The sequence below is a fragment of the Paraburkholderia sp. JHI869 genome (assembly GCF_038900775.1).
Classification (GTDB): domain Bacteria; phylum Pseudomonadota; class Gammaproteobacteria; order Burkholderiales; family Burkholderiaceae; genus Paraburkholderia.
This window is the reverse complement of the sequence record NZ_JAYMSC010000041.1, coordinates 39,341-65,397: the sequence shown is the minus strand read 5'-3', so window position 1 is coordinate 65,397 and position 26,057 is coordinate 39,341. Positions and strand designations below refer to the sequence as shown.

Here is a 26,057-nt window from a genome sequence, read left to right as displayed (position 1 = left end):
GTCCTAAAAGCCGATGATCATCTTCGCGATGATGTTCTTCTGCACCTCGGTCGCACCGCCGTAAATCGAGGTCTTGCGCATGTCGAAATAGGTGGATGCAGCAGGCGCCGCCCATTGCGGCCCGCTCACGGGAGCATGCGCGCCGGGTTCGAGCCATTGCGGCGCATAGGGCCAGCCGTGCGGCCCCGCCACTTCCTGCTGGAGCATGGCGATGTCCTGCTGCAGTTCCGAGCCGCGAATCTTTACGATCGACGCCTCGGGGCCGGGGCCGGGGCCGCGCCCGCCGTCTGCCGTCGCCACGCGCAGCAACAGCATTTCCAGCGCCATCAGGTTCATTTCGAGGCGGGCGATCTTGTCGCGCATGCGCGCGTCGTCGAGCATGCGGCCGCCTTTGCCGTCCGTCGCCTGTGCAGCGTAGTGCTTCAACTGCCGCAACTCGCGGTAGCAATGGCCAATGCCCGCAATGGCCGTGCGCTCGTGCCCGAGCAGATACTTCGCGTAAGTCCAGCCGCGGTTCTCCTCGCCTACGAGATTCTCGACGGGCACTTCCACGTCCTCGAACCATGTCTCGTTCACGTCGTGACCGCCGTCGAGCGTGACGATCGGCCGGACGGTGACGCCCGGCGATTTCATGTCGATCAGCAGCATCGAAATGCCTTCCTGCGGCTTCGCTTCGGAGTCCGTTCTAACCAGGCAGAAAATCCAGTCGGCGAAGTGGGCCATCGTGGTCCACGTTTTCTGGCCGTTCACGATGTACTTGTCGCCCTTGCGCACCGCACGTGTTTTCAACGAGGCGAGGTCCGATCCCGAACCCGGCTCCGAATAGCCCTGGCACCAGAAGTCGTCGATGTTCGGAATGCGCGGCAAGAAGCGCTCCTGCATCTGCGGGCTCGCGTACTTCATGAGCACCGGTCCGATCATCGTGAGGCCGAACGGCAAGAGGCGCGGCGCGCCCGCGCCCAGCGTCTCGATCTCGAAGATCAGGCGCTGCAGCGCGTTCCAGCCCGTACCGCCGAATGCCTTGGGCCACGTTGGCGCACCCCAGCCATGCGCGTTGAGTATGCGGTGCCAGCGCACGTAATCGTCCTTCTCCACGCGCTGGTGCGCCAGCACTTTCTCGCGGATATCGGCGGGGAGATGCTCCCGCACGAACGCGCGCACTTCTTCGCGGAACGCCTGTTCCGCTTCGGTATAACGCAAATCCATCTGGTGCTCCTAAGGGCGACGTTACAGCGTGCGGGCGATCAGTTCCTTCATGATCTCGTTGGAGCCGCCGAAGATTTTGCTCACGCGCGCATTCACGTAGAGCCGCGCGATCGGGTACTCCATCATGTAGCCGTAGCCGCCGTGCAACTGCAGGCATTCGTCGATGATTTCGCAGCTTCGTTGCGTGCACCACCATTTCGCCATCGCGGCCGTTTCGGAGTCGAGTTCTCCGCGCAGCACTTTCGCCATGCAGTCGTCGATGAAGGTCCGCGCAATGGTCGCGTGCGTCTTGCATTCGGCGAGCTTGAAGCGCGTGTTCTGCATGTCGAGCAGGCTCATGCCGAACACTTTGCGCTCGCGCACGTAGGCGGTCGTGACGTCGAGCGCCTTTTCCATCGCGCTGAGCGCGCCGAGCGCGACGATCATGCGTTCCTGCGGCAACTGCTGCATCAGCTGATAGAAGCCCTTGCCCTCTTCGGTGCCCAGCAGGTTCGTGCACGGCACGCGCACGTCGTCGAAGAACAACTCGGCGGTGTCCTGGCCCTTCTGCCCCATCTTTTCGAGCACGCGACCGCGCCGGAAGCCTGGCAGATCGTCCGTTTCCACGACGACGATCGACACGCCTTTAGCGCCTTTCGCCGGGTCCGTCTTGACGACCACGCAAATCAGGTCTGCGAGCAAACCGTTCGAAATAAAGGTCTTCGAACCATTGATCACATAGTGATCGCCGTCACGCACCGCACGCGTCTTGATGCTCTTGAGGTCCGATCCCGCGCCGGGCTCCGACATCGCAATGGCCGCCACGCGTTCGCCGCTCGCCATCTTCGGCAGCCACTTGTGCTTTTGCTCTTCGGTCCCGTAGCGCAGGATGTAATGCGCGACGATCCCGCTATGCACGTTCGTGCCGAGGCTCGACACCATCGCGCGCGACTGCTCGAGCGTGATGATCGCCTCGTGCGCGAACGTGCCGCCTCCGCCGCCGTACTCCTCGGGAATGCTCGCGCAGAGCATGCCGAACTCGCCGGCCTTGCGCCACACCTCGCGGTCCACGTGCTGCTGCTTCCACCAGCGCTCCTCATGCGGCACGAGTTCGCGATCGATGAACTTGCGGATCGAGTCCTGGAACAGCACGAGATCGTCCGTGATCCACGGACTGCGGTATTCAGCCATGTTCGACTCCTTTTTTGCGAGCCACGTTTTACGGACGGCCGCCGCCGACCACCAGCACCTGCCCCGTCACGTAGTTCGATTCGGGAATACACATGAGGTACACCGCGCCCGCGGCTTCTTCCGGCGTGCCGCCGCGGCCGATAGGGATCATCGCCTCGATGTTCTTCATGAGCTGTGCGTTCACGCCGACCTTGATTGCCTGCCCCGCGATGTCGATGGTCGAGCTATTGCCCTCGCCCGCCACCGCTTCGGTGAGGCGAGTCTTGATGAGGCCGAACGCCACGCTGTTCACGTTGACCTTGTAGCGCCCCCACTCTTTCGCGAGCGCCTTCGTGAGGCCGTTGATCGCGGCCTTGGCGGCCGAATAGTTCGCCTGGCCCGCGTTGCCCATCACGCCGGAAACGGAGGAGATGTTCACGACCTTGCGGAACACTTCCTGGCCAGCATCGGCTTCGGCCTTCGCGCTTTCGCGGAAGTAGTCGGCGGCGGCGCGCAGGATGCGGAACGGTGCGCTCACATGCACGTCCATAATGGCGTTCCACTGGTCGTCGCTCATCTTCTGAATGACGTTGTCCCAGGTATAGCCTGCGTTGTTCACGATGATGTCGAGGCGGCCGAACTCCTTGAGTGCCGTGCCGACGAAGCGTGTGCCGAAATCGGCTTCCGTCACGCTACCCGCGCACGCCACGGCCTTGCCGCCCGCGGCGACGATCTCGGCCACCACGCTTTGCGCCGGTTCCGCGTCCAGGTCGTTCACCACGACTGCCGCGCCTTCGCCCGCGAGTTTCAACGCAATTTCACGGCCAATGCCGCGGCCCGAACCCGATACGATGGCGACTTTGCCAACCAGCTTGCTCATGTTCTGTCTACTCCTTGTTCGTGCTTGTTCTTGATGGATAACTCAGGCATCCAGCGCAACCAGCGCCTCGCCCGAAAGCTTGATTTCGCCTTGTGCGTCGCGCGTGGTGAGCGCGACTTTCACGGTGCGGGCCGCCTCGTCGCGCTCGGTCACGACGCCGCTGCAGGTAATGGCGTCGCCCACCTGCGTAATCGCCGCGAAACGCACCGAGAACTCGCGGATGGCCTGCTGCGGCACCCAGTTCGTGAGCAGCCGCCCGAGATACGCCATGGAAAGCATGCCGTGCGCGAACACGTCGGGCATGCCCGCGCGGCGCGCGAAGTCCAGATCGACGTGGATCGGGTTGTGGTCGCCGGACGCGCCCGCGTAAAGCGCGAGCGTGAGGCGCGTGAGCGGCGCGGCGACGAACGGCGGCAGCGTGCTGCCTACGGCCAGGTCGTTCAAACGAATCGATTGCATGTTGGCTCCTGCTTCTAGCGTTTCTATCAACCGTTGCGCACGACGATCACGCTGCGCAGGTCTGCAACGGGTGCATCGTCCTCAGCATTCGTCACGCGTGTTTCGCGCACGACGAATTCCAGCGCACCGCCCTTCTTGTCATAGATGTCCGCGATGCGCGATTCGAACGTGAGGCGCTCGCCCGCGAACGCCATGCGGTGATAGCGGAAACTCTGCTCGCCGTGCAGCACGCGGCCGATGTCGATGTTCAGGCGCTCGACGGTCGCGCGCGGATTGGGCGACTCCATTTCGAGGCAGAACAGGAACGTGGGCGGCACGGGCAGCGCCGGATAACCGGCGACTCGCGCGGCTTCGTCGTCGACGTAACGGCTGTCGGTCTGGCCGGTCGCCTTCGCGAAGAAGCGCAGGCGGCCCGCCTCGACGAGTGCCGTGTGCCGCGAGATCAGCGCGCCGATGTGGCTTTTGTCGATCATCGTCGGGCCTCGCGTTACTGGCGCTCGTAGAGCGTGACCACGCACGCGCCGCCGAGTCCGAGGTTGTGCTGGAGGCCGAAGCGCGCGCCCGCGACCTGGCGGTCCTGCGCCTGCCCGCGCAGTTGCCACACGAGTTCGGTGCACTGCGCGAGGCCCGTTGCGCCCAGCGGATGGCCCTTGGAAAGCAGGCCGCCCGAGGGGTTCGTAACGACGCGCCCACCGTACGTGTTGTCGCCGTCGAGAATGAACTTCTCCGCCGTGCCCTCGGGCGTGAGACCGAGCCCCTCATAGGTGATCAGTTCGTTCGCCGTGAAGCAGTCGTGCAGTTCGACCACCTGAATATCTTCGGGGCCGACGCCCGCCTTTTCATACACCTGTTGCGCCGCCGCGCGCGTCATGTCGTAGCCCACCACCTTGCGCATGTCGCCTTCGTCGAACGTGCTGTTGCGGTCCGTGGTCATCGCCTGGGCTTTGATCACCACGCGTGTGTCGAGTCCGTGCTTCTTCGCAAACGCTTCCGAGCACACGATCGCCGCCGCCGCGCCGCACGTGGGCGGGCAGCACTGCAGGCGCGTAAGCGGATCGAACACGGCGGGCGAAGCCATCACCTCTTCTAGCGTGACGGTGTTGCGGAACACGGCGAACGGGTTGCGCGCGGCGTGCTGGCGCGCCTTCACCGAAATGCGCCCGAACGTTTCCGGCTTGATGTCGTATTCCTTCATGTAGGCACGACCGCCGCCGCCGAAGAACTGCGCTGCGCGCGGCGCGGCTTCATCGAAGCCCTGCACGTCGAGCATGGTCTTCACGAAGCGCTCCATCGGCGTGGGGCGGTCTGTGTACGCGCCCTTGAGCGCGCCAGGCACCATCTGCTCGAAGCCGAGTGCGATGGCGCATTCCACGGCCCCGCTCTCCACGGCCTGGCGCGCGAGGAAGAGCGCGGTGGAACCCGTCGCGCAGTTGTTGTTGACGTTCACGACCGGAATGCCTGTGAGGCCCACGCCGTAGATGGCCGCCTGACCCGAGGTCGAATCGCCGAACACATAGCCCACGTAGGCCTGCTCGACGAGCGCGTAGTCGATGCGCGCATCGGCGAGCGCCGCTTTTGCGGCGTTGGCGCCCATGGTGGCGTAGTCGTCGCTCGCGCCGGGCTTGGTGAACGGGATCATGCCGACGCCGGCTACCACAACCTTGTTGCTCATTTTGGATACCTGATTAAGTGGAATTGCAATTGAACGATGACGTAGCGGACCCGTTCGGATCAGCTGACCTGACGAGACTGGCTCTGCCAGTACGGTGCGCGCAGATCGCGCTTGAGAATCTTGCCGGCGGCCGAAAGCGGCATCGCCTCGCGGAACTCCACGCTCTTCGGGCACTTGTAGCCCGCGATGAACTGGCGGCAATGCTCGCGCAATGCGGCTTCGTCCACGTCGCTGCCGCTGCGCGCGACGACCACGGCGTGCACGGCTTCGCCCCAGCGCGCATCGGGAATGCCGATCACGGCGCATTGCGCAACGGCGGGATGGCGCGAGAGCACGTTCTCGACTTCGGCCGAATAGACGTTCTCACCGCCCGTCACGATCATGTCCTTCATGCGGTCGACGATGAAGAGGTAGCCGTTTTCGTCCATATAGGCGCCGTCGCCCGTATGCAGCCAGCCGTTGCGCAGCGCCTGGCGCGTTTCTTCCGGCTTGTTCCAGTAGCCAAGCATGACGTTCGCGCCGCGCACGGCGATCTCGCCCACGGTATTGCGCGGCACTTCCACGCCTTCGGCATCGACGATTTTCACGCTCACGCCGTAACCCGAGCGCCCAGCCGAGCGGTAAAGGCCGCTCGCGCGCCCTTCGGGGCCGTGATTCGCGGGCGGATTGACCGACACCACGGGCGACGCTTCCGTGAGACCGTAGGCATGAAAGAATTCGATGCCGGGCAGCGCCGCGAGCGCGGCGTCGAGCACGCCCGCCGCGATCGGCGAAGCGCCGTAATAGATGCGCTTGAGCGACGAAAGATCGCGCCGCTTGAAATCGGGATGCTCCAGCACGGCTTGCAGCATGGTCGGCACGAGCAGGATCTCGTCCACGCGGTCGCGCTCGATCGCTTCGAGCACCGCACGCGGCTCGAAGGTGGGCACCACCACGTGGGTATCGCCAGACACGAAATGACCCACTGCCCGCGCCATCGCCGCCGTGTGAAAGAGCGGCGCGGCATGCAGCGAAATGGCGTGCTTGTAGCCGCGAAACTCCGCCATGCGCGAAGTCGCCGACGACCACAGGTTCAGGTGCGACTGCATCACGCCCTTGGGCCGGCCCGTCGTGCCGCCCGTGTACATGATGGTCGCGAGATCGTTGCCGCCGCGAAACGCGTCTTCCACGGGTGGCGCATCGGCGATCAGGGCCTCATACGAGAGCACGCCTTGCGGGGCTTCGCGCTCGCCGGTGTAGACGAGCGCCGGGCGCTGCGCGGCGCTCGCCGCGATGTCCCCGGCGAGCGGCAGGAAGTGGTCGTCCACCAGCAGGATGCGCGTGTCGCAGTCGTCGAGCGAATAGACGATCTCGGGCACGCTCCAGCGGATATTCACCGGGTTCAGCGCGCCGCCGCCCCACCACACGCCGAGCATGTATTCGAGGTAGCGGTCGGAATTGAGCGCGAGCATGCCCACGCGGTCGCCCGCGCCCATGCCGAGCGACTGGAGCGCGCCCGCTAGCCGCGCCACGCGCGCGCCCAGCTCGGCGAAAGTGCGCGTGCGCTCGCCGAAGCGGATCGCGACTTCCGCCGGGTGTTGCTGCACACAGCGATGCAGGCCTTGAGTGAGGTACATGGTGTCTCCGAGCTTCTTTGTGTCGTTCTCGCCGCGCCGGTTTTATCGATCTGGCGCGGCTGCCGTGAAGTCGATGTCACTTTAGGCGCACGCCGGCCCGCTGTCCTGAGCCGAAGGGAGGATTTTGGGGCGAGCATGCGAATCGTTCGAAAGGAGTACGACGCCGGCCAGCCGCTGTGGAACAATAGTCTTACGGTTGCACAAGCAACGCAAAACAGGGCACGACCCTTCGTGCCCGGCAATAACGAACTGAGTGAGACAAGTCCGCCGCCCGGCCAGCCCGCGCGGCCGGCGGACTCGCAAGGCGCGCCGCCGCGCGCGCTGCAGAAGGAAACAGCGCCTGTGAACGTCATCGATGCCCACGCCGCAAGCGGCCATGAGAATGCTCCCCGCGGGATCGTCGCGTCGAAGCTGATGCCGCCCGCGGACAGTCCGTCACATCTGTTGCGCACGCAACTGATCGAGACGATTGCGAACGCCCATACGGCGCGGCTCGTGCTGGTCCGCGCGTCGGCGGGCTTCGGCAAGACCACCCTGTTGCAGCAGTATGCCGCGCACTGCCGAGCCCACCGCCGCGAGGTGGCGTGGCTGCGCCTCGACGCCGCCGACAATGACTTCGGGCGCTTCCTGCAGCATCTGGACGCCACGCTGCCCGGCACGCGCACGCCGCGCGCGCTCACGCTCGATGCGGACACGTTTGCGTCGACCCTGATCGAGCGCGTGGCGGCGCACGGCAAGCCGCTCGCCATCTTGTTCGACGACTTCGAGTCGGTGCAGAGCCCCGCCGTGCTCGCCTTCATGCAGGACCTGATCGCCGCCCTGCCGCCCGGCAACCCGCTCGTGGCCGCCTCGCGCGTGACGCCCGAGCTAGGCATTGGCCGCATCCGCGCGCGCGGCGAACTGCTCGACATCAATCCCGCCGCGCTGCGCTTCACGCTCGCGGAGGCGAGCGCGTTCATCCGCGAGAAATGCGCGCTGCCACTGCGCGACGCCGATATCGCCACGCTGCACCGCTGCACCGAAGGCTGGGCTACGGCCATCTATCTGGCCACGCTCTCGCTGCGAACACGCACCGATCACGCGGCCTTCGTCGCCTCGTTCTCGGGCACCAATCTCGAACTCGCGGAGTATCTCGCCGAGGACATTCTCGCGAGGCAATCCGAAGCGTGCCGCTCTTTCCTGCTGGAGACGAGCGCGCTGCCGCAGTTCTCCGCCGCGCTTTGCGACGCCGCCACCGGACGCAGCGACAGCCGCGAGATGCTGGACTATCTGGAGCGCGCGAACCTCTTTCTCGTCCCGCTCGACGGCGAGCGCAGCTGGTATCGCTATCACCGGCTGTTCGCGAGCTTCCTGCAGCACCGGCTGCGAGCCTCGCTGCCAGAACGCGAACGCAATGTGCACAGCGCGGCCGCATGCTGGTATCTCGACGCGCAGCGCCCCGTGCCCGCCATCGATCATCTGCTCGACGCGGGTGACGAAGCCGGCGCGCTCGCCGAAATCGCGCGCCATTCGCGCGCCTTGCTCGGCAGCGGGCGGCTGCGCCTGTTGATGCGCTGGCTCGACCGCATCGGCGCTGAGCGCCTGGCCACGCGGCCCGACGTCGGCCTCACTTACGCCTGGGTGCTGCTGCTGAACCGCCGCTATGCGGACGCCATGCGCACGGCGCAAAGCATCGTCGAAGGCAGCGTCGGGCAGCCCAACCAGGACAGCGTCGCCTTCGTGGCCGAAGCAATTCGCGGCGTGCTGCTCGCGCTCACCGACCAGGTCGAGGTGTGCGCGCAAATGAGCGCCGCCTTGCTCGATCGCCTGCCCGACCGTGCGAACTTCTCGTTCTACAGCCTCACCAATTCGCTCGCCTTCAGCTACGTCTGCACCGATCGCTACGACGAGGCGCGCGGCGTACTCTCGCGCGCATTGCGGCGCGCGCACGATCATCCGTATGTCGTGATGCGCACGATGGCGGAAACCATCGAAGGCATCATCGATCTCGTGCAGGGGCGGCTTGGCACCGCGCTCGCGCGGCTCGAAATCTCGGCGGCCAACGCCACGGCGAACCGCACCGTGGACTCGGGCGGCGGCCGCACGAGCGTGGACGGCGTGCGCTCGCTCGCGCTCTACGAGAAAAACGCGCTCGACGACATGACGCATCTGCTCGCCGACGCCCTGCCGCGCGCCAAGCGCGTGGGCGCGACCGACGGGCTGATCGCCACCCATGTGCTTTCGGCGCGCGCCGCGCTCATCGACGGCAATGTCGAACAGTGGCTGCGCCTGCTCGCCGAACTTGAACAGTTGGGCCGTGCGGTCAAGTCGGACCGCGCCGTGAGCGCCGCATGGCTCGAACGCACGCGCGTCGCCACGCTCGAAGGCCGCTTCGACGCCGCCGAGCAGGCGTTGCGCGCGGCCACGCTGCACGCGGACTGGGCGCGCCCGGGGGTCTCGTACCATGCGAGCGAGATCGACGAGCCCGTGATCGCGCGCTGCCGCCTCGATATCGCGCAGGGACGCTACGCGGCGGCTCACGCGGCGCTCAGCGATGCGCTGGAGTTAGCCAGCGCGCGGCGGCGTCATTGGCGCGCGCTGAAGCTGCGCGTGTTGCTCGCACTCGCGCTAGACGGCAATGGCGATCGCACCGCAGCCTTCGATATGCTCACCGAGGCGCTGCGCATGGCGAGCCACGAAGGCTTCGTGCGCGCGTTCATCGATGAAGGCGAAGCGCTCATGCGCCTGCTTGGCGCATGGGCCGAGCGCGGGCCCACGCAGATCGCTTCGCTCGGCATCGTGCCCGCGTTCGTCGCGCAGTTGCTGGACGGCGTGGCGCCCTCCCACGCACGCGACACCTCGGCCGATCTCTCGCCCTACGCCGCGGACTCCCCCGCCGACGCACTCACGGCGCGCGAACTGGACGTGCTGCGCATGCTTTCGGCAGGCCACCGCAATCGCGTGATCGCGGAGAAGCTGTTCGTCTCCGAGCTCACGGTGAAGTCGCATCTTCGCAAGATCAACGCCAAGCTCGGTGCGGGCAATCGCACCCAGGCCGTCGCCATCGGCCGCGCGAAAGGGCTGATTCCCTGATTCTGGAACCCGGACAATGAACGATCGCCTGCACGCGAATGACATCTCCCATAACGTTGCGCACGCAACCGTCATGAACGAAGACGATGCCCCGCCGGCCGGCTTCGTGGCGTTGCCGTTCCGCACTGGCTATATGGGTCAGTTCGGCACGCTGTACTTCGACGAAGCACGCGGCGTGATCGGCACGCGCGTGAGCGAGCGCCATCTGAACAATCTGGACATCGCGCACGGCGGCATGCTGGCCACGCTCGCCGACACCGCGATTGGCGCGGCGATGATACGCGCGGCGGGACGCGAACGTCCGGCGGTGACGGCGCATCTGGGCCTCGATTACCTCGGTTCCGTGCGTCCCGGCGACTGGCTGGAAGCGCACGTCGCGCTCGACAAAATGGGCGTGCGCCTGCGCTTTGCCACCTGCCGCCTGATGGTGGATGAGCGCTGCGTGCTCAAGGCCAACGCAACCTTCGCGGTGTTGAGCGCGCAGGCCTGAGCGCCGCGCTCGCGTCGCATGCGGACAGCGTGACGCCGCCGCCCCTTGCGAGGCGGCGGCGCTGTGGGTTAGCCATCGTTTATCAGTGATGGCGCTTCTGGTCCTTCGCCATGTCCTTTGCGGCCTCTTTCATGTCGCCAACGTTCTTGCGTGCCTGGCCAGCTGCCTGCTGGAGGTCCCCCTTCAATTCGCGCGCCGGGTTGTCGGTTGCGCGGCCCACGGCCTCGTTGACCTTGCCCTTCATCTTTTCAGCCGTGCCCTTCACCTGGTCCTTGTTCATGGTCACACTCCACGTAAACGCGACGGTGTGTCGCGACGCTTCGTATAGCGCACGCACTGTGCCCAAGGTGACTGGCGAGCGCGTTTTGAGGGACGCAACATAAGCAGTCAATCGTGCGCCATGGCGCGGTCGATCGAGATCTGCGCAGGCATCATGTTGACGTTCGCGTTGTGCATGACCCACAGCGACAGCCCGACGATCACCGCAATCAGAAATGCCGTGCAGATGAAGATCGCCGTATTCGACCGCTGCTCGCGCGATGCGCCGATATGCAGGAAATACACGAGTTGCACGACGAGCTGCGCGATGCAGAGCACGACGATGGCCACAAGCCCGAAGCCCGGCGAAACGACTCGAAACATCACGACGCCGAACGACGCGAGCGTGAGCACGAGCGAGAGCACCGTGCCGATCATGTAGCCCCTGAGGCTGCCGTGCGACGCGTCATGCACGGCGTGGTGAGTGGCATGAGATTGGCTCACAGGAAACCTCGCAGATAAACGAACGTAAACACACAGATCCACACGAGATCGAGAAAGTGCCAAAAGAGGCTCAGGCAGGCGAGGCGGCGGCGGACCGTACCGGACAGGCCGAACTTGAGGGTCTGGTGCATCATGATCGCGATCCACAGCAGACCCGCCGTGACGTGCAGCCCGTGCGTGCCGACCAGCGTGAAGTACGCGGAAAGGTACGCGCTCGTGCTGGGGCCGGCTCCGTCGGCGATGAGCTTGGCGAACTCGTTGACCTCCATCGCAACGAAGCCCGCGCCGAACAGGAACGTGACGGCCAGCCACACGATCACCTGGCCGCGCCGCTGCGCGTAGAGATTCAACATGGCCATGCCGAACGTGACGCTGCTCGCGAGCAGCAGCAGCGTTTCGCCTAGCACGTACGGCAGTTCGAACAGATCCTTGGCGCCCGGACCGCCGGCCGTCGCATTCGCGAGCACGCCGAACGTGGCGAAGAGCGTCGCGAAGATGAGGCAGTCGCTCATCAGGTAGATCCAGAACCCTAATGTGGTCTTGGCGCTGTCGTCGTGTCCATGACCATGGGCGTGAGTAGTAGCAGCGTGAGCCATGGTTTACGCCATCTCCTCGAATTGCGTGGGTTGTTCGAAACGCTCGATGCCGAGTTGCTTGAAGCGCGCGTTCTCGATGCGCTCGACCTCGGCGGCCGGGACCCAGTAGTCCACGTCCTGGTTGTAGGTACGCGCGATGAACGTGGCGATCATGCCGATCAACCCCACCGCCGCGAACAGCCACATGTGCCACACGATCGCAAAACCGAACAGCAGGCTGAACGCGGCGATGATGAAGCCCGCACCCGTATTGCGCGGCATATGGATGTCTTCGTACTTGCGCGGCTGCACGTAAGCGCGGCCCGCTTCCTTGTTGTCCCAGTGCTGCTCCATCGAGGTGATCTCCGGCAGCACCGCGAAGTTGTAGAACGGCGCGGGCGAAGCGGTCGACCATTCGAGGCTGCGGCCATCCCACGGGTCGCCAGTCACGTCGCGGTTCGCTTCCCGATCGCGCAGACTCACGACGATCTGCACGATGAACGAGAGAATGCCGAGGCCCACGAACACCGCGCCCACGAGCGCCACCACGAGCCACGGGTGCCACTCGGCCACTTCATAGTGGTTCATGCGGCGCGTCATGCCTTCGAAGCCGAGAATGTAGAGCGGCGTGAACGCGAGCCAGTAGCCGATCAGCCAGCACCAGAACGACACCTTGCCCCAGAACTCGTTGAGCGTGAAACCGAACACCTTGGGGAACCAGAAGCTCACGCCCGCGAGGCAACCGAACACCACCCCGCCGATGATCACGTTATGGAAGTGGGCAACGAGGAACAGCGAGTTGTGCAGGACGAAGTCCGCGCCCGGCACGGCGAGCAGCACGCCGGTCATGCCGCCCACGGCGAACGTCACCATGAAGCCAATGGTCCAGAGCGTGGCGCTGTGATAGCGAATGCGCCCGCGATACATCGTGAAGAGCCAGTTGAAGAGCTTTACGCCCGTCGGGATCGAAATGACCGTGGTCATGATGCCGAAGAACGCGTTGACGTTCGCCCCCGAGCCCATCGTGAAGAAGTGGTGCAGCCACACGAAGAACGAGAGAATGCCGATCGACGCGGTGGCGTACACCATCGACTTGTAGCCGAACAGCGGCTTGCCCGAGAACGTCGCGATGATTTCGGAGTACGCACCGAACGCGGGCAGGATGAGGATGTACACCTCCGGGTGACCCCAGACCCAGATCAGGTTGATGTACATCATCGCGTTGCCGCCCAGCTCATTCGTAAAGAAGTGCATGTCGAAGTAGCGGTCCATCGTGAGCAGCGCGAGCGTACCGGTGAGCACCGGGAACACCGCGACGATCAGGATGTTGGTGATGAACGCCGTCCACACGAACACCGGCATCTTCATCATGTCCATGCCCGGCGCGCGCATGCGCAGGATCGTCACGATGAAGTTGATGCCTGAGAGCGTGGTGCCGAGGCCCGATAGCTGAAGCGACCATATGTAGTAATCCATACCAACGGTCGGGCTGTAGCCAAGCTCGGAGAGCGGTGGATACGCCACCCAGCCCGTGGCCGCGAAATCGCCCACGAACATCGACATCATCACGAGCACCGCGCCCACTACGGAGAGCCAGAAGCTCAGCGAGTTGACGAACGGATAGGCCACGTCGCGCGCGCCAATCTGCAGCGGCACGACCACGTTCATCAAGCCGAGAATGAGCGGCGTGGCCACGAAGAAGATCATGATGACGCCGTGCGCCGTGAAGATCTGATCGTAGTGATGCGGCGGCAAATAGCCCGCCGAGTCGCCATAGGCGATGGCTTGTTGCGCGCGCATCATGATCGCGTCGGCGAAACCGCGCAGCAGCATGACGACCGCGAGAATGATGTACATGACGCCAATGCGCTTGTGATCGACCGACGTGATCCACTCGCGCCACAAATAGCCCCACTTGCCCGCGATGGTGATCGCGGCGAGCAAGGCGAGTCCGCCGAGCGCCACGACGGCGCCCGTGCCCATGATGATCGGCTCGTGCCAGGGAACGGCGTCGAGCGTGAGTTTTCCGAACATGTTTTGATTACTCCGCTGCCAGGATGGCGCTACGGTTGAGCGTGAGCGCGCCTGCACTTGTGCCAGTGACGTTGCCAGGACCCGCGTTGGGGACCGTGCCGCAAATGGGGTTGCCGTGCACGTCGCGCATGTATTTGCCGACCACGCCGTCGAAAAGGCCCGGCGCGACGTTCGAATAGAGCGTCACCGGCGTCTTTTCGCCGGGCAGCGCGAGCTGTTCGTAGGCCGCGCGGCTCAGCATCGTCGGCGACGCCTTCGCTTGCGCGATCCACGCGTCGAAGTCGGCGCGGCTCTTGGCGAGCGTTTCGAAATGCATGTCGGAGAAGCCGGGGCCGCTGAAGGCTGCCGAGCGTCCCGCATAGACGCCGGGCTCGTTTGCAATGAGGTGCAGTTTCGTCTGCATGGCCGGCATCGCATACACCTGGCTGCCCAGTTGCGGGATGAAGAACGAGTTCATCAGCGACTCAGCAGTGAGGTTGAACTCAACGGGCGTATCCACAGGAATCGCGAGCTGGTTCACGGAAGCCACGCCGTAATCCGGGTAGATGAAGAGCCACTTCCAGTTGAGCGCGACCACGTCCACGCGCACCGGCTTCGTTTGCGATTCGATCGGGCGATACGGGTCGAGCGAGTGTGTCGTGCGCCAGATGAGCACGGCGAGTGTGAGCACGATCACGCAGGGGATCGTCCACACCACCACTTCGATTGCCGTGGAGTGCGACCAGCGCGGCGCGTAAGTCGCGTTCGTGTTGGAGGCGCGGTAGCGCCACGCGAACCACAGCGTGAGCGCGATCACGGGAATCACGACGAGCAGCATCAGCCCGAGCGCGATCAGGATGAGGTTCTTTTCCTGCACGCCGATGTCGCCCTTCGGGGCGAGCAACGCCATGTTGCAGCCGCTAAGCAGCACGAGCGGCGCGCCCGCCGCGACGAGAGCGGCGCGGCGCAGGAAGCGGGTAACAAGCGGGGGACGTGATGAAGAAGGCGGGCCGGCCGTAGCGGCCCGCCCCGAGCGAGGGTCTGGATTGCGCATGTCTGGTTCCAAGGTTGACGTTCGCGCAAACCCATCCATACGTGCTCACTCTGCTGCCGCACGAGCAGCCCGATCACGCCACTACAGGGCCGCCGCAGAAGCCATACATAGCCTATATGTATGGATTTACGCGCTTCATGCACGCATGCTAAAGTAAGACATGACGCATACATCCGCGACAGAATGACACACGACCAACCTGCCGAACGCGTCGGCGGAATCAATACATGGGCCACGGCGATGCAGTCCGGCAACGGCCCGCGCTACCTGCGGCTCGCCGACTTCATCGAAGGGGCGGTGGCGCAGGGCACGCTGCGTCCCGGCGAGCGCGTGCCCGCGCAGCGCAGTCTCGCCACCCTGCTGTCGGTCGATCTGACCACCGTCACGCGCGGCTTCAACGAAGCCCGGCGGCGCGGGCTGATCGAGGCGCGCGGGCCGCTTGGCACCTTCATTGCCGCGCCGCGCGCCGAGTTGCTCCAGCGCGTGGACCTCAGCATGAACATCCCGCCCGCGCCCGTCGGCCTCGACATGAACGCGCTGTTGCGCGAGGGCATGGCGCGCGTGCTGGCGCGCAGCGACGCCGATCTGCTCATGACCTACCACATGGGCGGCGGCGGCCGCGCCGACTGGCAGGCGGGCGCGAAGTGGCTGCAGCCCATGCTCGGCCACGTCGCGCCCGATCGCCTGGTGGTTTGTCCGGGCGCGCAGGCGGCGCTCGCCGCGCTCATCGTGGCCTTCACGCAGCCAGGCGATGTCGTCCTCGCCGAGCCGCTGCTCTATCCCGGCCTGCCGCACGCGGCGGCGCAACTGGGCCGGCGCATCGAGCCCGTTGCCGTCGACGCGCACGGCATGCGGCCCGACGCGCTCGAAGCGGCTTGCCGCGGGCATGCGGCGCGGCTGATCTACCTGAACCCCACGCTGCAGAACCCGACCACGGCGACCATGCCGGAGGCACGCCGCCTGGAGATCCTGCGGGTGGCCGAGCGTTGCGGCGCGCGCATCGTCGAAGATGATCCTTACTGGCGCTTCGCAACGGATGCGCCCCCGCCGCTCGCGCGACTCGCGCCCGCTCAGGTCTGCTACCTCGCGACGCTCTCCAAGACGCTCTCGCCCGGTTTGCGCACGGCCTATCTCGCGCTGCCCGACGAAGAGGCGCACACGCGCCTCGTGACCGCGCTGCGCACCTTCTCGCTCATGGCCGCGCCGCTCACCAACTCGCTCGCCACGCACTGGATCGAGGAAGGCGTGGCCGAGCAGATCTTCGCGGACGTGAAGGCCGAGGCGCGCGAGCGCCAACGCATCGCCGCGCACACACTGGGGTCGTCGGCGGGCGCGGGCATTCATCTCTGGTACACGCTGCCGCGCTACTGGCACGCGCGCGAACTGGCCGCCGCCGCGAGCATCGAGGGCCTGGCCGTCGCGCCCTCCACCGCGTTCCAGCAAGGCCCGGAAACCGCGAACGCGATCCGCATTTCACTAGGCGCGACGGGCGGGCGCGAACCATTGCAGGCGGCGCTGCGCAAGCTCTCGGCGCTGCTGGCCAACGACCGCAGTGCGCAGGCTCAAGTGATCGTCTGAGAGGGGATCGACGCGTATTTTTTGCCTCTGGCATCGCAATTGCTACGGTTTATCGTTTCCCTTCTTCAGCGCGGCTGCGCGGCCGTGCCCACATAATGGCAAAGACGCGGCTTGGCGGCGCAAGTACACTCGTCGCAGCAGCCGGCGACCGGATTCGAGTAACCGCGCCCGCGAGGGCGCCCTAAATACGGGAGATACGACGATGGCAAACGAGCAAATGCTTGCGCAGATGCGCGACAAACCGGGCTTCATCGCCGCGCTGGACCAAAGCGGCGGTTCGACGCCGGGCGCGCTGCGCCAGTACGGCATCGCCGAAAGCGAATATAGCGGCGACGCCGAAATGTTCCGTCTGATGCACGAAATGCGCGTGCGCATCATCAGCGCGCCCGCGTTCACGGGCGAGAAAGTGATTGGCGCGATCCTGTTCGAAGCTACCATGGACGGCCAGGCGCAAGGCAAGCCCGTGCCCGCTTTCCTCTGGAACGAACGCAGCGTCGTCCCCTTCCTCAAAGTCGACAAGGGGCTGGAAGCCGAAGCCGACGGCGTGCGCCTCATGAAGCCGATTCCGGGCCTCGACGCCCTGCTCGAACGCGCGGTGAAAGCCGGCATTTTCGGCACCAAGATGCGCTCGGTGATCGAGCATGCCTCGCCTTCGGGCATCGCTTCGATCGCCGCGCAGCAGTTCGCCTTCGGTGCGCAGATTTCCGCTCACGGACTCGTGCCGATTCTCGAGCCCGAAGTCTCGATCAAGGCCCCCGACAAGGCCAAGGCCGAGAAGCTCCTGCGCGACGAACTGCTCAAGGGGCTCGACGCGCTTCCCGCCTCGCAGAACGTGATGATCAAGCTCACGATTCCCGATACGCCCGACTTCTATTTGCCGCTCATCGAACATCCGCGCGTGGTGCGGGTGGTGGCGCTTTCCGGCGGCTATTCGCGCACCGACGCGTGCGAGCGTCTCGCGAAAAACCATCGAATGATTGCCAGCTTTTCGCGCGCGCTCATCAACGACCTCACGAAGTCGATGAGCGACGCCGAGTTCGACGCCGCGCTCGCCGCGAGCATCGACGAAATCTGGAAGGCTTCGGTGCAGAAGGTCTGAACTCCGCCTGACGCCGGTCAGGGATGTGAAAACGAGATGACATGCAGCCGGCCTCATTAATCGGGGCCGGTTATACTTTCGCCTTCTTTTTCTTCCTATGCACCGGCCATGAGGCAGTTACTCTGCCTGCTCGTCCTGTTGCCGGGCCTCGTGCAAACCGCGGCCGCGCAGGCGCTGCAGCAGGCGCCCGCGAGCGACATCGTCAGCGCATCGGCTGCGAGCGACGTTGTTCCCGCAAGCTCTCCCGCCGCTTCCAGCGCCGTTTCGAAATACCTCACGCAAAAGTTCGGCATCGCGAAAGAGAAGGCCGCGCAAATCTCGCAAGCCGTCACGGGCGCCGCCGAGAAGTATTCGCTGCCGCCTGCGGTGCTGCTCGCCATCATCTCGATCGAGTCGCGCTTTCGCGAGAAGGCGCACGGCGCGAACGGCGCGACCGGGCTCATGCAGGTCGTCCCCTCGGCGCATCGCAATATCCTGCATAACAAGGATCTCACCGATCCCGAGGTCAACATCGAGGTCGGCTCGTCGATCCTCTATGGCTACCAGCGTGCCGCCGGCGGCGACCTCAACGCCGCGATGAAGAACTACGGCGGCTCGAAGGCCTATGCCGAAAAGATCCGCACGCGAGCCTTGGAGTTCAGCCGTGTGCTCGACACGGCGAGCGCGCCTGCCGCGAGCGATGCGCCCGCAAGCGTCGGGCTGGCGGCTTCGGCGGCTTCCGCCTTTGCGGCTGCGGCGGCTTCGGCTGCGATCGGCGCATCCACGCCTGCCTCCGCGGCGGCGTCGGCCTCCGCGCAGGCCGCCGTGCAAGCGGCCGCGTCGGGCAACTCGCGCTAAATCCCCAACCTGCTTCGCTCAGTCGGCGGCTATGCGTGCCGAAAACGCGATACGAAGGCGGCGTGTGCGCCAAACGTTGCGCACGTATCGATCGGCAGCGCCCCTTCCCAGCGCAAGCAGCGGCTCACCAGACGTGCAAACGCCCTCGCGCGGCTACGCCGCGAGAGGGCCGTTTCGGAACGGGATATTCCGGCGGGTCGGCTCAGGCGCCGGTTGCGGGCGTCTCGCCGTTTTCCGGTTGCTGGACCGCCGTTTCCGGCGCGTCGGAAGGTGCCTGCGGCTCCACGCTCTGGGCTTCGGGCTGCGGCGCGGCTTCGGTCTTCGCTTCGGGTTGGGGCGCAGCCTCAGCCTTCACTTCGGCCTTGGCCTCGGGCTGGGCCTTGCCCTCTTCGCGCGCCTTGGCTTGCGCCTCGGCCTTGGCCTTCTGACGCGCAAGCGCCGCATTCGCGCGGCCGACGTGCGACGGATCGATGCCGGGGCCTTCCGAGGCCGTGCCGTCCAGTTCGTAGCGCGCGCCGCCCGCGGCCACACGCTCGTGATAGCGCGGATGGTTCACATGGCGCTTGAGCACGGCGACGATCATCGTACGCTCGTACTCGGGGTGACGCGCAACGAGATCCTCGGCCACGCCGATCTTGAGCGGCAAACGGTCGCGGAAAGCCGGGTAATGCTTCGCGAACACGTTCCAGACCGTGTTGAGCTGGCGATTGCGCTCGATACGCGCCTTTTCGGCCTCGCTCAGATTCGCTGCCGGCGGCTGCTGGGGGCGTGCCGGACGACGGCGCTGCTGCGCGGCACCGCCCGACTCCGGCCCGCGAGCCGGCTTCGGCTGCTGCGGCCGGCGCGGCTGCTGGGCGCGCTGCCCCTGCTCGCCTTGAGTCTGCTCCTGCGCTCGCGCGCCCTGAGGCCGGCCGTGGCGCGAGCGCGAACGCTCGTCCTTGCCGCCGGCTGCGCCCGCAGCCGCAGAACCGTCTCTCGGCGCACGCGGGCCCTTCGGGGCGTGCGAGCCGCCATGGCCCTTCGCGCCCTTGTGAGCGGGCTTGCCTTGCGATTTTTGCGCCTGTTCTTCGGCGGGCTGGCTTACGCTGCCCCCCATGCTCTTCTTGATCTCAAGAAGGCCTTCCTTGAAGCTCAGGGTACGGCGTTGTTGCGATGCGGCTTTCACGTCCAGATCTCTTCCATATGGAACCGGACGCTATGATACCGAAAACGCGGCCGACCCAACCGGGCAATCGCTTGCCGCGGCCGGTTTCGAGTCCGCCAACGTGCGCCGCGCCACATCGCGAATCCACGCGGCGCGCGGCAAAATCCCTCGAATTTCACGCGTCAACACCTTGCGTGCGCAAGGATCGCATCCCTTTTTTCATCACGACACCATGACGATTTCGACATCCGCCCCCCGTTCCACCATTCGCGCCATCGTCACCGGCCATACGCGCGGGTTGGGTGCGGCGCTCGCGCAATCGCTGCTGCAACGGAACGTCGAAGTGCTCGGCCTCGGCCGCGGCACGCACGCCGAACTCGCGTCGCGTCATCCGGAGCGGTTCGCGCAAGCCATCGTGGATCTCGCCGACCCCGCCGCGCTCGAGCGCTGGCTGGCGGACGACACGCTCAATGCGTTCGCACTCGGCGCGCAATGCGTGCTGCTCTTCAACAACGCCGGCACCGTCGATCCCATCGCGCCGCTCGGCGCGCAGGACACGCTCGCCATTGCTCGCGCCGTGACGCTCAACGTGGCAGCGCCGCTGATGCTCGCGAACGCGCTCGCCGCCACGCCTGCGTTGGACGCAAGCGCATCGCGCCGCATCGTGCACATTTCGAGCGGCGCTGCGCGCAATGCGTATCCGGGCTGGAGCGTGTACTGCGCGACCAAGGCCGCGCTGGACCACCACGCGCGCGCCGTCGCGCTCGACGCGCCTGCCGGCGTGCGCATTTGCAGCATCGCGCCGGGCGTGATCGACACCGGCATGCAAGAGACGATCCGCGCGACGAGCGTCGATCAGTTCCCGCTGCGCGAGCGCTTCGAGCAACTCAAGCAGAACGGTTTGCTGTCCACGCCTGAAGCGGCCGCGCAGCAATTGATCGACTACGCGCTGAGCGATGCATTCGGATCGGCGAGCGTCGCAGACGTGCGCGAACTCGGCAAGGCGTGAGCACGTTGCGCGTTCAATGCACCGATAGGGTTCCCGCAAACCCTCACCGTTGAGGTTTCGCCGTTGCGCTTCACGTGAGCGCAACGCGCGGCCGTACCGCTTTCAGTCGCCGCACACCTCCCGCGAGCACGAGCAACGCGCCGACCACGAGCACATCGCCCGCGAGTCGCGCGGGCAATGAAGCCGTGACATGCGTGGCACGTAGCAGCGTGTCGATGACGTTCGAAGCGACCGCGCCACCCACGAAACAAACGAGGCCCTGCTGCCCCACGGTGACGACGGCAGGCAGCCTTTGCGCGAGCCACGCTATCCAGCCCTTGCGCACCGCCTGTGCGGCCAGCCAGGCCACGGCGGCGAAGTTCACGATGCGCACGCTGGCGAGGTTCTGTTTCATGTAGCCTGGCTGAGGGTCCAGATCGGCGAACAGCTGGATGAACGCGAACGTGGCGACGAGCACCAGCGCGAACGCCGTCAAGGTGCGGCCCGGCCATGAGACCTGAAACTCGCGCGACACGGGATAGATACGGCACAGCAGTCCGAGCATGAACATGGCCTGCCAGGCAAACGGGTTGAAGGGCCATATTGCGCCCGGCGCGGTAGGCAGATATCCCACGAGCCAGCATCCGCCGAACCACAGCACGAAGCTGCCCACGAGCGCGAGATCGGGCGAGCGGCGCGCAAGCGGCATCACGAAGGGCAATGCCATCACGAGCACGATGTACATGGGCAGCACGCCGGCCAGATAAGGCTGATCGCGAAAGACGGCGATATTGGCGAGCGTCGTGAACGGTTGCGCGGCGAAGCGCAGATAACCCGACTCTGCAACCAGCGGCGAATCCACGCGCAGCATAACGGCGGCGGCGCCCGAAAGCAGCATGAGCGCAGCGGTGCACAGATACGCGGCGTAGATCTCACGCCCGCGTCGCCAAAACCGGCGGTTGGCCGCGCCCTCTCCCTTGCGCCCGGCAATGGCGAGCCAACTCGCCGCGCACACATAGCCGCTCACAAATACGAAAACTTCCGCGGAATCGCAGAACGCGAAGTTATGCAGCATCGCATGCGAGAGCACGCTGGACGGAATGTGATCGAGTGCAATGGAAATCAATGCGAAACCGCGGAAGAAGTCGATTTCGATCGATCGCTTCGCTGCCTGACTCATTGGTGACGACTCCCGTTCGTGTCGAAGATTACGATTGAAGGGATGCACTGCCTCGATTCGATGAAGCTGTCAGCTTGATTGATGTTTTTGTAAGGATGCCTGATCGATTCGTGGCCGCATGTGCTACGCATGAAAGGGTCCCGTAAAAGGCCGCGCAACAGCGTCGGCTCACCATGCGACTTTAATGCCAGCTCGATTCGAAATGGGGCTGCGTAACCCATGGTAAGCATTTCGCGCGCTAGACGCCTCCGCGCGGTCGCGCGCGCATGCCTGAACGGTGCGCGCCGTGCACATCGAACCAGCGTCCGCCCTTTTCTGGTGCCACATCGTGCGGTGTCGCATTTGCGGCGCCGTTCGGCCATCGCGCCTCGTGGAAAGGCGCGCGAAAGCCTGCGTGTTCCCTTCGCTTGCGTCATGGCGAGTTGACGCCCGAACCGCGCCGAGGGTTCCGGAAAAAATCAGATGTTTTGTGGCCTCCCCCCAGGCTCATCCCGCCCTCGCCGGTAAAACGCGGCGAATTACTTGACACCTAAAGTAATTAGACCTACATTGACCTTGCAGACTGAACGAGACGGTGAACGAAGGAGCGAGCATGCGCATTGTTTGCATTGGCGGCGGGCCGGCAGGCCTCTATTTCGGCCTCTTGATGAAGCGCCGTCACCCCGACTACGAAATCACCGTGATCGAGCGGAACCGCCCGTACGACACGTTCGGCTGGGGCGTGGTGTTCTCGGACCAGACGCTAGGCAACCTGCGCGCGGCCGACCCCGAAAGCGCGGACGAAATCCTCGACGCCTTCAATCATTGGGACGACATCGAGATTCACTTTCGCGGCAGCGCGGTCCGCTCGTCGGGCCACGGCTTCTGCGGCATTGGCCGCAAGCGCTTGCTCAACATCCTGCAGGCGCGCTGCGAAGCGCTCGGCGTGAAGCTCGTGTTCGAATCGCAGATCACCGACGACGACGTCACCAACGCCGACCTCATCATCGCAAGCGACGGCCTGAACAGCGCCACGCGCCAGAAGTACGCCGCCACGTATCAGCCCGATATCGACTTGCGCGATTGCCGCTTCGTGTGGCTCGGCACGTCGAAACTCTTCGACGCGTTCACGTTCGCGTTCGAAGAAACCGAATGGGGCTGGTTCCAGGCGCACGCTTATCGTTTCGACGACAACACATCGACGTTCATCGTCGAAACGCCCGATCATGTGTGGCGCGCATCCGGCCTCGACACCATGAGCAAGGAAGACAGCATCGCGTTCTGCGAGAACCTGTTTGCGCGCTATCTCGACGGCCACGCGCTGCGATCGAATGCATCGCATCTGCGCGGCTCGTCGCAATGGATCCGTTTTCCGCGCGTGGTCAATCGCGAGTGGGTGCACTGGAAAACCGCGGCGGACGGAAAGGAAATACCCGTCGTGCTGATGGGCGACGCGGCGCACACCGCGCACTTCTCGATCGGTTCAGGCACGAAGCTCGCACTCGAAGACGCGATCGAACTCGCCAACAGCATGGAAGAACATCCCGCCGATCTGCGCGCTGCCCTCACGCACTACACGAACGTGCGTAGCGTCGATGTCCTGCGCATCCAGAACGCCGCGCGCAATTCCACCGAGTGGTTCGAGCATGTGGATCGCTACGCGAAGTTCGATCCGGAGCAGTTCGCCTATTCGCTGCTCACGCGTTCGCAGCGTATTTCGCACGAGAATCTGCGCGAACGTGACGCGAGTTATCTGTCCGGCTTCGAAGCGTGGCTCGCGCAACGCGCGGGCGGCGAGGCACGCGCGGTGCCGCCCATGTTCACGCCTTATACGGTGCGTGGCGTGACGTTGAAAAATCGCGTGGTCGTCTCGCCGATGGCGCAGTACTCCGCGCATGACGGCGTAGCCGGCGACTATCACCTCATGCATCTGGGCGCGCGCGCCATGGGCGGCGCGGCGCTCGTGATGACCGAGATGACCTGCGTCTCGCCCGAGGCCCGCATCACGCCCGCCTGCCCCGGCATGTATGCGCCCGAGCATCTGCAGGCGTGGAAGCGCATCGTCGATTTCGTGCACACGAACTCGGACGCGAAAATCGGCATGCAGCTCGGCCACTCCGGCGCCAAGGGCTCGACGCGCGTGGCATGGGAAGGCATCGACCAGCCGCTCGACGACGGCAACTGGCCGCTCGTCTCCGCTTCGCCGCAGCAATATCTGCGCGGCGTGAGCCAGTGGTCGCACGAAGCGAGCGCAGAGGAACTGCGCGAGATCGAGGCGCAATTCGTGCACGCCACGCAGATGGCGGACGAAGCGGGCTTCGACTGGCTCGAATTGCACTGCGCGCACGGCTATCTGCTGTCGAGCTTCCTCTCGCCGCTCACGAACCAGCGTACTGACGAATACGGCGGCTCGCTCGAGAATCGTCTGCGTTACCCGCTTGAAGTTTTCAAGGCGATTCGCGCGGTGTGGCCGGAAAACAAGCCGATTTCGGTGCGCGTCTCGGCGCACGACTGGGTGGAAGGCGGCAACACGCCCGACGACGCCATCGAAATCGCGCGCGCGTTCAAGACGGCCGGTGCGGACATGATCGACGTCTCATCGGGCCAGGTGAGCAAGGAAGAAAAGCCCGTTTTCGGCCGCATGTTCCAGACGCCGTTTGCCGATCGCATCCGCAACGAAGCGGGCATCGCGACGATCGCAGTGGGCGCGATTTCCGAAGCCGATCACGTGAACGGCATCATCGCAGCCGGGCGCGCCGACTTGTGCGCCGTGGCGCGGCCTCATCTGGCCAATCCTTCGTGGACGCTCACCGAAGCCGCGCGCATCGGCTACCTCGACATCAAGTGGCCGAATCAGTACACAGCGGCCAAAACGCAACTCGAACGCAATATCGAGCGCGAACGCGCGGCCACGGCAGCAGCGGCGGGTCTTTCGCCGATCGAGCGTTCGCAACGCGCCGAAGGAACTGTATGAGTATGAACCAGGCAATCCTTAACGATCGTCATGCAGTCGTCACTGGGGGCGGCAGCGGCATCGGTGCGTCAACGGCCGCCGCGCTCCTGCAGGCCGGCGCGCGCGTCACGCTGATGGGCCGCGACGCCGCGCGGCTCGACGCGCAGCGTACAGCGCTCGGCGGCAGCGAGAACGTGGCTTGCGTGAGCGTGGATATCACCGACGAAGGCGCCGTGAACGCCGCGTTCGCGCGCGCCGCCGAAACGCTCGGCCCCGTCGATATCCTCGTGAACAACGCGGGGCAGGCCCAGGCCGCGCCATTCACGCAAACGGACCTCGCGCTGTGGAAGCGCATGCTCGACGTCAATCTCACCGGCGCATTTCTGTGCACGCGCGCGGCGCTGCCCGGCATGCTCGCGCGCAAGGCCGGGCGCATCGTCAATGTCGCGAGTACGGCGGGCCAGGTCGGCTATCCGTACGTGGCCGCCTATTGCGCCTCGAAACACGGCGTGATCGGCATGACGCGCGCGCTCGCGCTCGAAGTCGCCACGCAAGGCGTGACCGTGAACGCCGTGTGCCCAGGCTACACGGAAACGGAACTGCTGCAGGCGTCGCTCGAACAGATCACGCGCAAGACTTCGCGCAGCGAAGCCGAGGCGCGCAGCATCCTCGTGCGCCACAACCCGCAGCAGCGCTTCGTCACGCCGGAAGAAGTCGCCAACGCCGTGCTGTGGCTCTGCGCGCCTGGATCGTCCGCGATCACGGGCCAGTCCATATCCGTTTCCGGTGGAGAAATCACATGACATCGCCCGCATCCACGCGTAAGAACGCCGCAACGAAAGCGCCGCGCAAGGGCGTTGAAAAGCCCGCCGAGAATGTCGTCGACATGGAGATGAGCACCGGCGCCGACAGCCACATGGGCCTGCGTCTGTGGCTGCGCCTGCTCACCACGACGAACCTCGTGCAAGCCGAGTTACGTCGCCGCCTGCGCGTCGAGTTCGACACGACGCTGCCGCGCTTCGACCTGATGGCACAGTTGGAGCGTCACCCTGAAGGCCTGCGCATGACGGAACTCTCGCGCCGCCTGATGGTGACGGGCGGCAACGTCACGGGCATTACCGATCAGCTCGAAAAGGAAGGCCTCGTCGTGCGCGACGTGGCCCCCGACGACCGGCGCGCCTTCGTGGTACGCCTCACGTCCGAGGGCCGCGCCCTCTTCGACCGCATGGCGGCCGCACACGAGCAATGGGTAGTGGAATTGTTCGGCGGCCTCTCGCTCGACGAGAAGTCGAAGATGCACGAGCGGCTCGGCAAGCTCAAACAACATCTGCGCAACGGCCTCGATGGCTAA

General features: G+C 65.3%; 23 protein-coding genes. 9 read left to right on the top strand and 14 right to left on the bottom strand.

Going from position 1 to position 26,057, the window contains the following annotated elements:
* Positions 1-3: 3 nt before the first annotated feature.
* From VSR72_RS39000 to VSR72_RS38970, 7 genes are read right to left on the bottom strand one after another with little or no spacing between them, the layout of a single operon-like run.
* Positions 4-1,206 (bottom strand): acyl-CoA dehydrogenase family protein, encoded by a 1,203-nt coding sequence (locus VSR72_RS39000; protein WP_342957536.1) that lies wholly within the window; start codon positions 1,204-1,206, stop codon positions 4-6.
* A gap of 21 nt (positions 1,207-1,227) precedes the next feature.
* Entirely contained in the window at positions 1,228-2,376 is a 1,149-nt protein-coding gene (locus VSR72_RS38995) for an acyl-CoA dehydrogenase family protein (RefSeq protein ID WP_342957535.1), read from the bottom strand.
* A gap of 28 nt (positions 2,377-2,404) precedes the next feature.
* On the bottom strand, positions 2,405-3,235 hold the full coding sequence (locus tag VSR72_RS38990) for an SDR family oxidoreductase (RefSeq protein WP_342957534.1): 831 nt from the start codon (positions 3,233-3,235) through the stop codon (positions 2,405-2,407).
* 42 nt (positions 3,236-3,277) lie between these two features.
* Positions 3,278-3,694: a MaoC family dehydratase gene (locus tag VSR72_RS38985; protein ID WP_342957533.1), complete on the bottom strand. Its 417-nt coding sequence runs from the start codon at positions 3,692-3,694 to the stop codon at positions 3,278-3,280.
* A 26-nt stretch (positions 3,695-3,720) separates the two neighbouring features.
* A complete protein-coding gene (locus VSR72_RS38980; RefSeq protein WP_342957532.1) occupies positions 3,721-4,167 on the bottom strand; it encodes a MaoC family dehydratase N-terminal domain-containing protein in 447 nt (148 codons plus the stop codon).
* 14 nt (positions 4,168-4,181) lie between these two features.
* Entirely contained in the window at positions 4,182-5,366 is a 1,185-nt protein-coding gene (locus tag VSR72_RS38975) for a lipid-transfer protein (RefSeq protein WP_342957531.1), read from the bottom strand.
* A 59-nt stretch (positions 5,367-5,425) separates the two neighbouring features.
* Complete coding sequence (locus tag VSR72_RS38970; RefSeq protein WP_342957530.1) at positions 5,426-6,982, bottom strand: long-chain-fatty-acid--CoA ligase; 1,557 nt, start codon at positions 6,980-6,982, stop codon at positions 5,426-5,428.
* Positions 6,983-7,117: 135 nt separating this feature from the next.
* On the opposite strand from VSR72_RS38970, the gene VSR72_RS38965 reads away from it, so the two are divergent.
* Positions 7,118-10,054, top strand: coding sequence for a LuxR C-terminal-related transcriptional regulator (locus VSR72_RS38965; RefSeq protein ID WP_342957529.1), 2,937 nt, complete (start codon positions 7,118-7,120; stop codon positions 10,052-10,054).
* Positions 10,055-10,070: 16 nt separating this feature from the next.
* On the top strand, positions 10,071-10,544 hold the full coding sequence (locus tag VSR72_RS38960) for a PaaI family thioesterase (RefSeq protein WP_342957528.1): 474 nt from the start codon (positions 10,071-10,073) through the stop codon (positions 10,542-10,544).
* A gap of 82 nt (positions 10,545-10,626) precedes the next feature.
* Here the strand turns inward: VSR72_RS38960 and VSR72_RS38955 are convergent, their stop codons facing one another.
* The 5 genes from VSR72_RS38955 to cyoA form a co-directional block, all read right to left on the bottom strand.
* Positions 10,627-10,824: a CsbD family protein gene (locus VSR72_RS38955; RefSeq protein ID WP_342957527.1), complete on the bottom strand. Its 198-nt coding sequence runs from the start codon at positions 10,822-10,824 to the stop codon at positions 10,627-10,629.
* 107 nt (positions 10,825-10,931) lie between these two features.
* Complete coding sequence (gene cyoD, locus VSR72_RS38950; RefSeq protein WP_342957526.1) at positions 10,932-11,306, bottom strand: cytochrome o ubiquinol oxidase subunit IV; 375 nt, start codon at positions 11,304-11,306, stop codon at positions 10,932-10,934.
* Positions 11,303-11,902, bottom strand: a complete 600-nt coding sequence (gene cyoC, locus VSR72_RS38945; RefSeq protein ID WP_342957525.1) for a cytochrome o ubiquinol oxidase subunit III — start codon at positions 11,900-11,902, stop codon at positions 11,303-11,305. The genes cyoD and cyoC overlap by 4 nt, the downstream gene beginning before the upstream one ends.
* Before the next feature lie 3 nt (positions 11,903-11,905).
* Positions 11,906-13,915, bottom strand: coding sequence for a cytochrome o ubiquinol oxidase subunit I (gene cyoB, locus VSR72_RS38940; protein WP_342957524.1), 2,010 nt, complete (start codon positions 13,913-13,915; stop codon positions 11,906-11,908).
* A 7-nt stretch (positions 13,916-13,922) separates the two neighbouring features.
* Positions 13,923-14,948, bottom strand: a complete 1,026-nt coding sequence (gene cyoA / locus VSR72_RS38935) for a ubiquinol oxidase subunit II (RefSeq protein ID WP_342957523.1) — start codon at positions 14,946-14,948, stop codon at positions 13,923-13,925.
* 183 nt (positions 14,949-15,131) lie between these two features.
* Between cyoA and VSR72_RS38930 the strand changes: the two genes are divergently transcribed.
* The 3 genes from VSR72_RS38930 to VSR72_RS38920 all read left to right on the top strand — a co-directional run bounded on the left by VSR72_RS38930 (position 15,132) and on the right by VSR72_RS38920 (position 18,462).
* Positions 15,132-16,526, top strand: coding sequence for a PLP-dependent aminotransferase family protein (locus VSR72_RS38930; RefSeq protein ID WP_342957522.1), 1,395 nt, complete (start codon positions 15,132-15,134; stop codon positions 16,524-16,526).
* Positions 16,527-16,728: 202 nt separating this feature from the next.
* On the top strand, positions 16,729-17,625 hold the full coding sequence (locus VSR72_RS38925) for a fructose bisphosphate aldolase (RefSeq protein WP_342957521.1): 897 nt from the start codon (positions 16,729-16,731) through the stop codon (positions 17,623-17,625).
* A gap of 108 nt (positions 17,626-17,733) precedes the next feature.
* Positions 17,734-18,462 carry a transglycosylase SLT domain-containing protein gene (locus VSR72_RS38920; protein WP_342957520.1) on the top strand — a complete coding sequence of 243 codons (729 nt, stop codon included), beginning with the start codon at positions 17,734-17,736 and terminating at the stop codon, positions 18,460-18,462.
* Positions 18,463-18,664: 202 nt separating this feature from the next.
* Here the strand turns inward: VSR72_RS38920 and VSR72_RS38915 are convergent, their stop codons facing one another.
* Positions 18,665-19,627, bottom strand: a complete 963-nt coding sequence (locus VSR72_RS38915; RefSeq protein WP_342957519.1) for a ProQ/FINO family protein — start codon at positions 19,625-19,627, stop codon at positions 18,665-18,667.
* Between the two features lie 211 nt (positions 19,628-19,838).
* Between VSR72_RS38915 and VSR72_RS38910 the strand changes: the two genes are divergently transcribed.
* Positions 19,839-20,615, top strand: a complete 777-nt coding sequence (locus VSR72_RS38910; protein WP_342957518.1) for an SDR family oxidoreductase — start codon at positions 19,839-19,841, stop codon at positions 20,613-20,615.
* Positions 20,616-20,685: 70 nt separating this feature from the next.
* Here VSR72_RS38910 and VSR72_RS38905 read toward each other — a convergent pair whose 3' ends face one another.
* Positions 20,686-21,774, bottom strand: a complete 1,089-nt coding sequence (locus VSR72_RS38905; protein ID WP_342957517.1) for an OpgC domain-containing protein — start codon at positions 21,772-21,774, stop codon at positions 20,686-20,688.
* 592 nt (positions 21,775-22,366) lie between these two features.
* On the opposite strand from VSR72_RS38905, the gene VSR72_RS38900 reads away from it, so the two are divergent.
* From VSR72_RS38900 to VSR72_RS38890, 3 genes are read left to right on the top strand one after another with little or no spacing between them, the layout of a single operon-like run.
* The gene (locus tag VSR72_RS38900) at positions 22,367-24,727 is read left to right on the top strand and encodes a bifunctional salicylyl-CoA 5-hydroxylase/oxidoreductase (RefSeq protein WP_342957516.1); all 2,361 of its coding nucleotides are present in this window, start codon (positions 22,367-22,369) and stop codon (positions 24,725-24,727) included.
* Entirely contained in the window at positions 24,724-25,509 is a 786-nt protein-coding gene (locus tag VSR72_RS38895; RefSeq protein ID WP_342957515.1) for an SDR family oxidoreductase, read from the top strand. The genes VSR72_RS38900 and VSR72_RS38895 overlap by 4 nt, the downstream gene beginning before the upstream one ends.
* Positions 25,506-26,057 carry a MarR family transcriptional regulator gene (locus VSR72_RS38890; protein ID WP_342957514.1) on the top strand — a complete coding sequence of 184 codons (552 nt, stop codon included), beginning with the start codon at positions 25,506-25,508 and terminating at the stop codon, positions 26,055-26,057. The genes VSR72_RS38895 and VSR72_RS38890 overlap by 4 nt, the downstream gene beginning before the upstream one ends.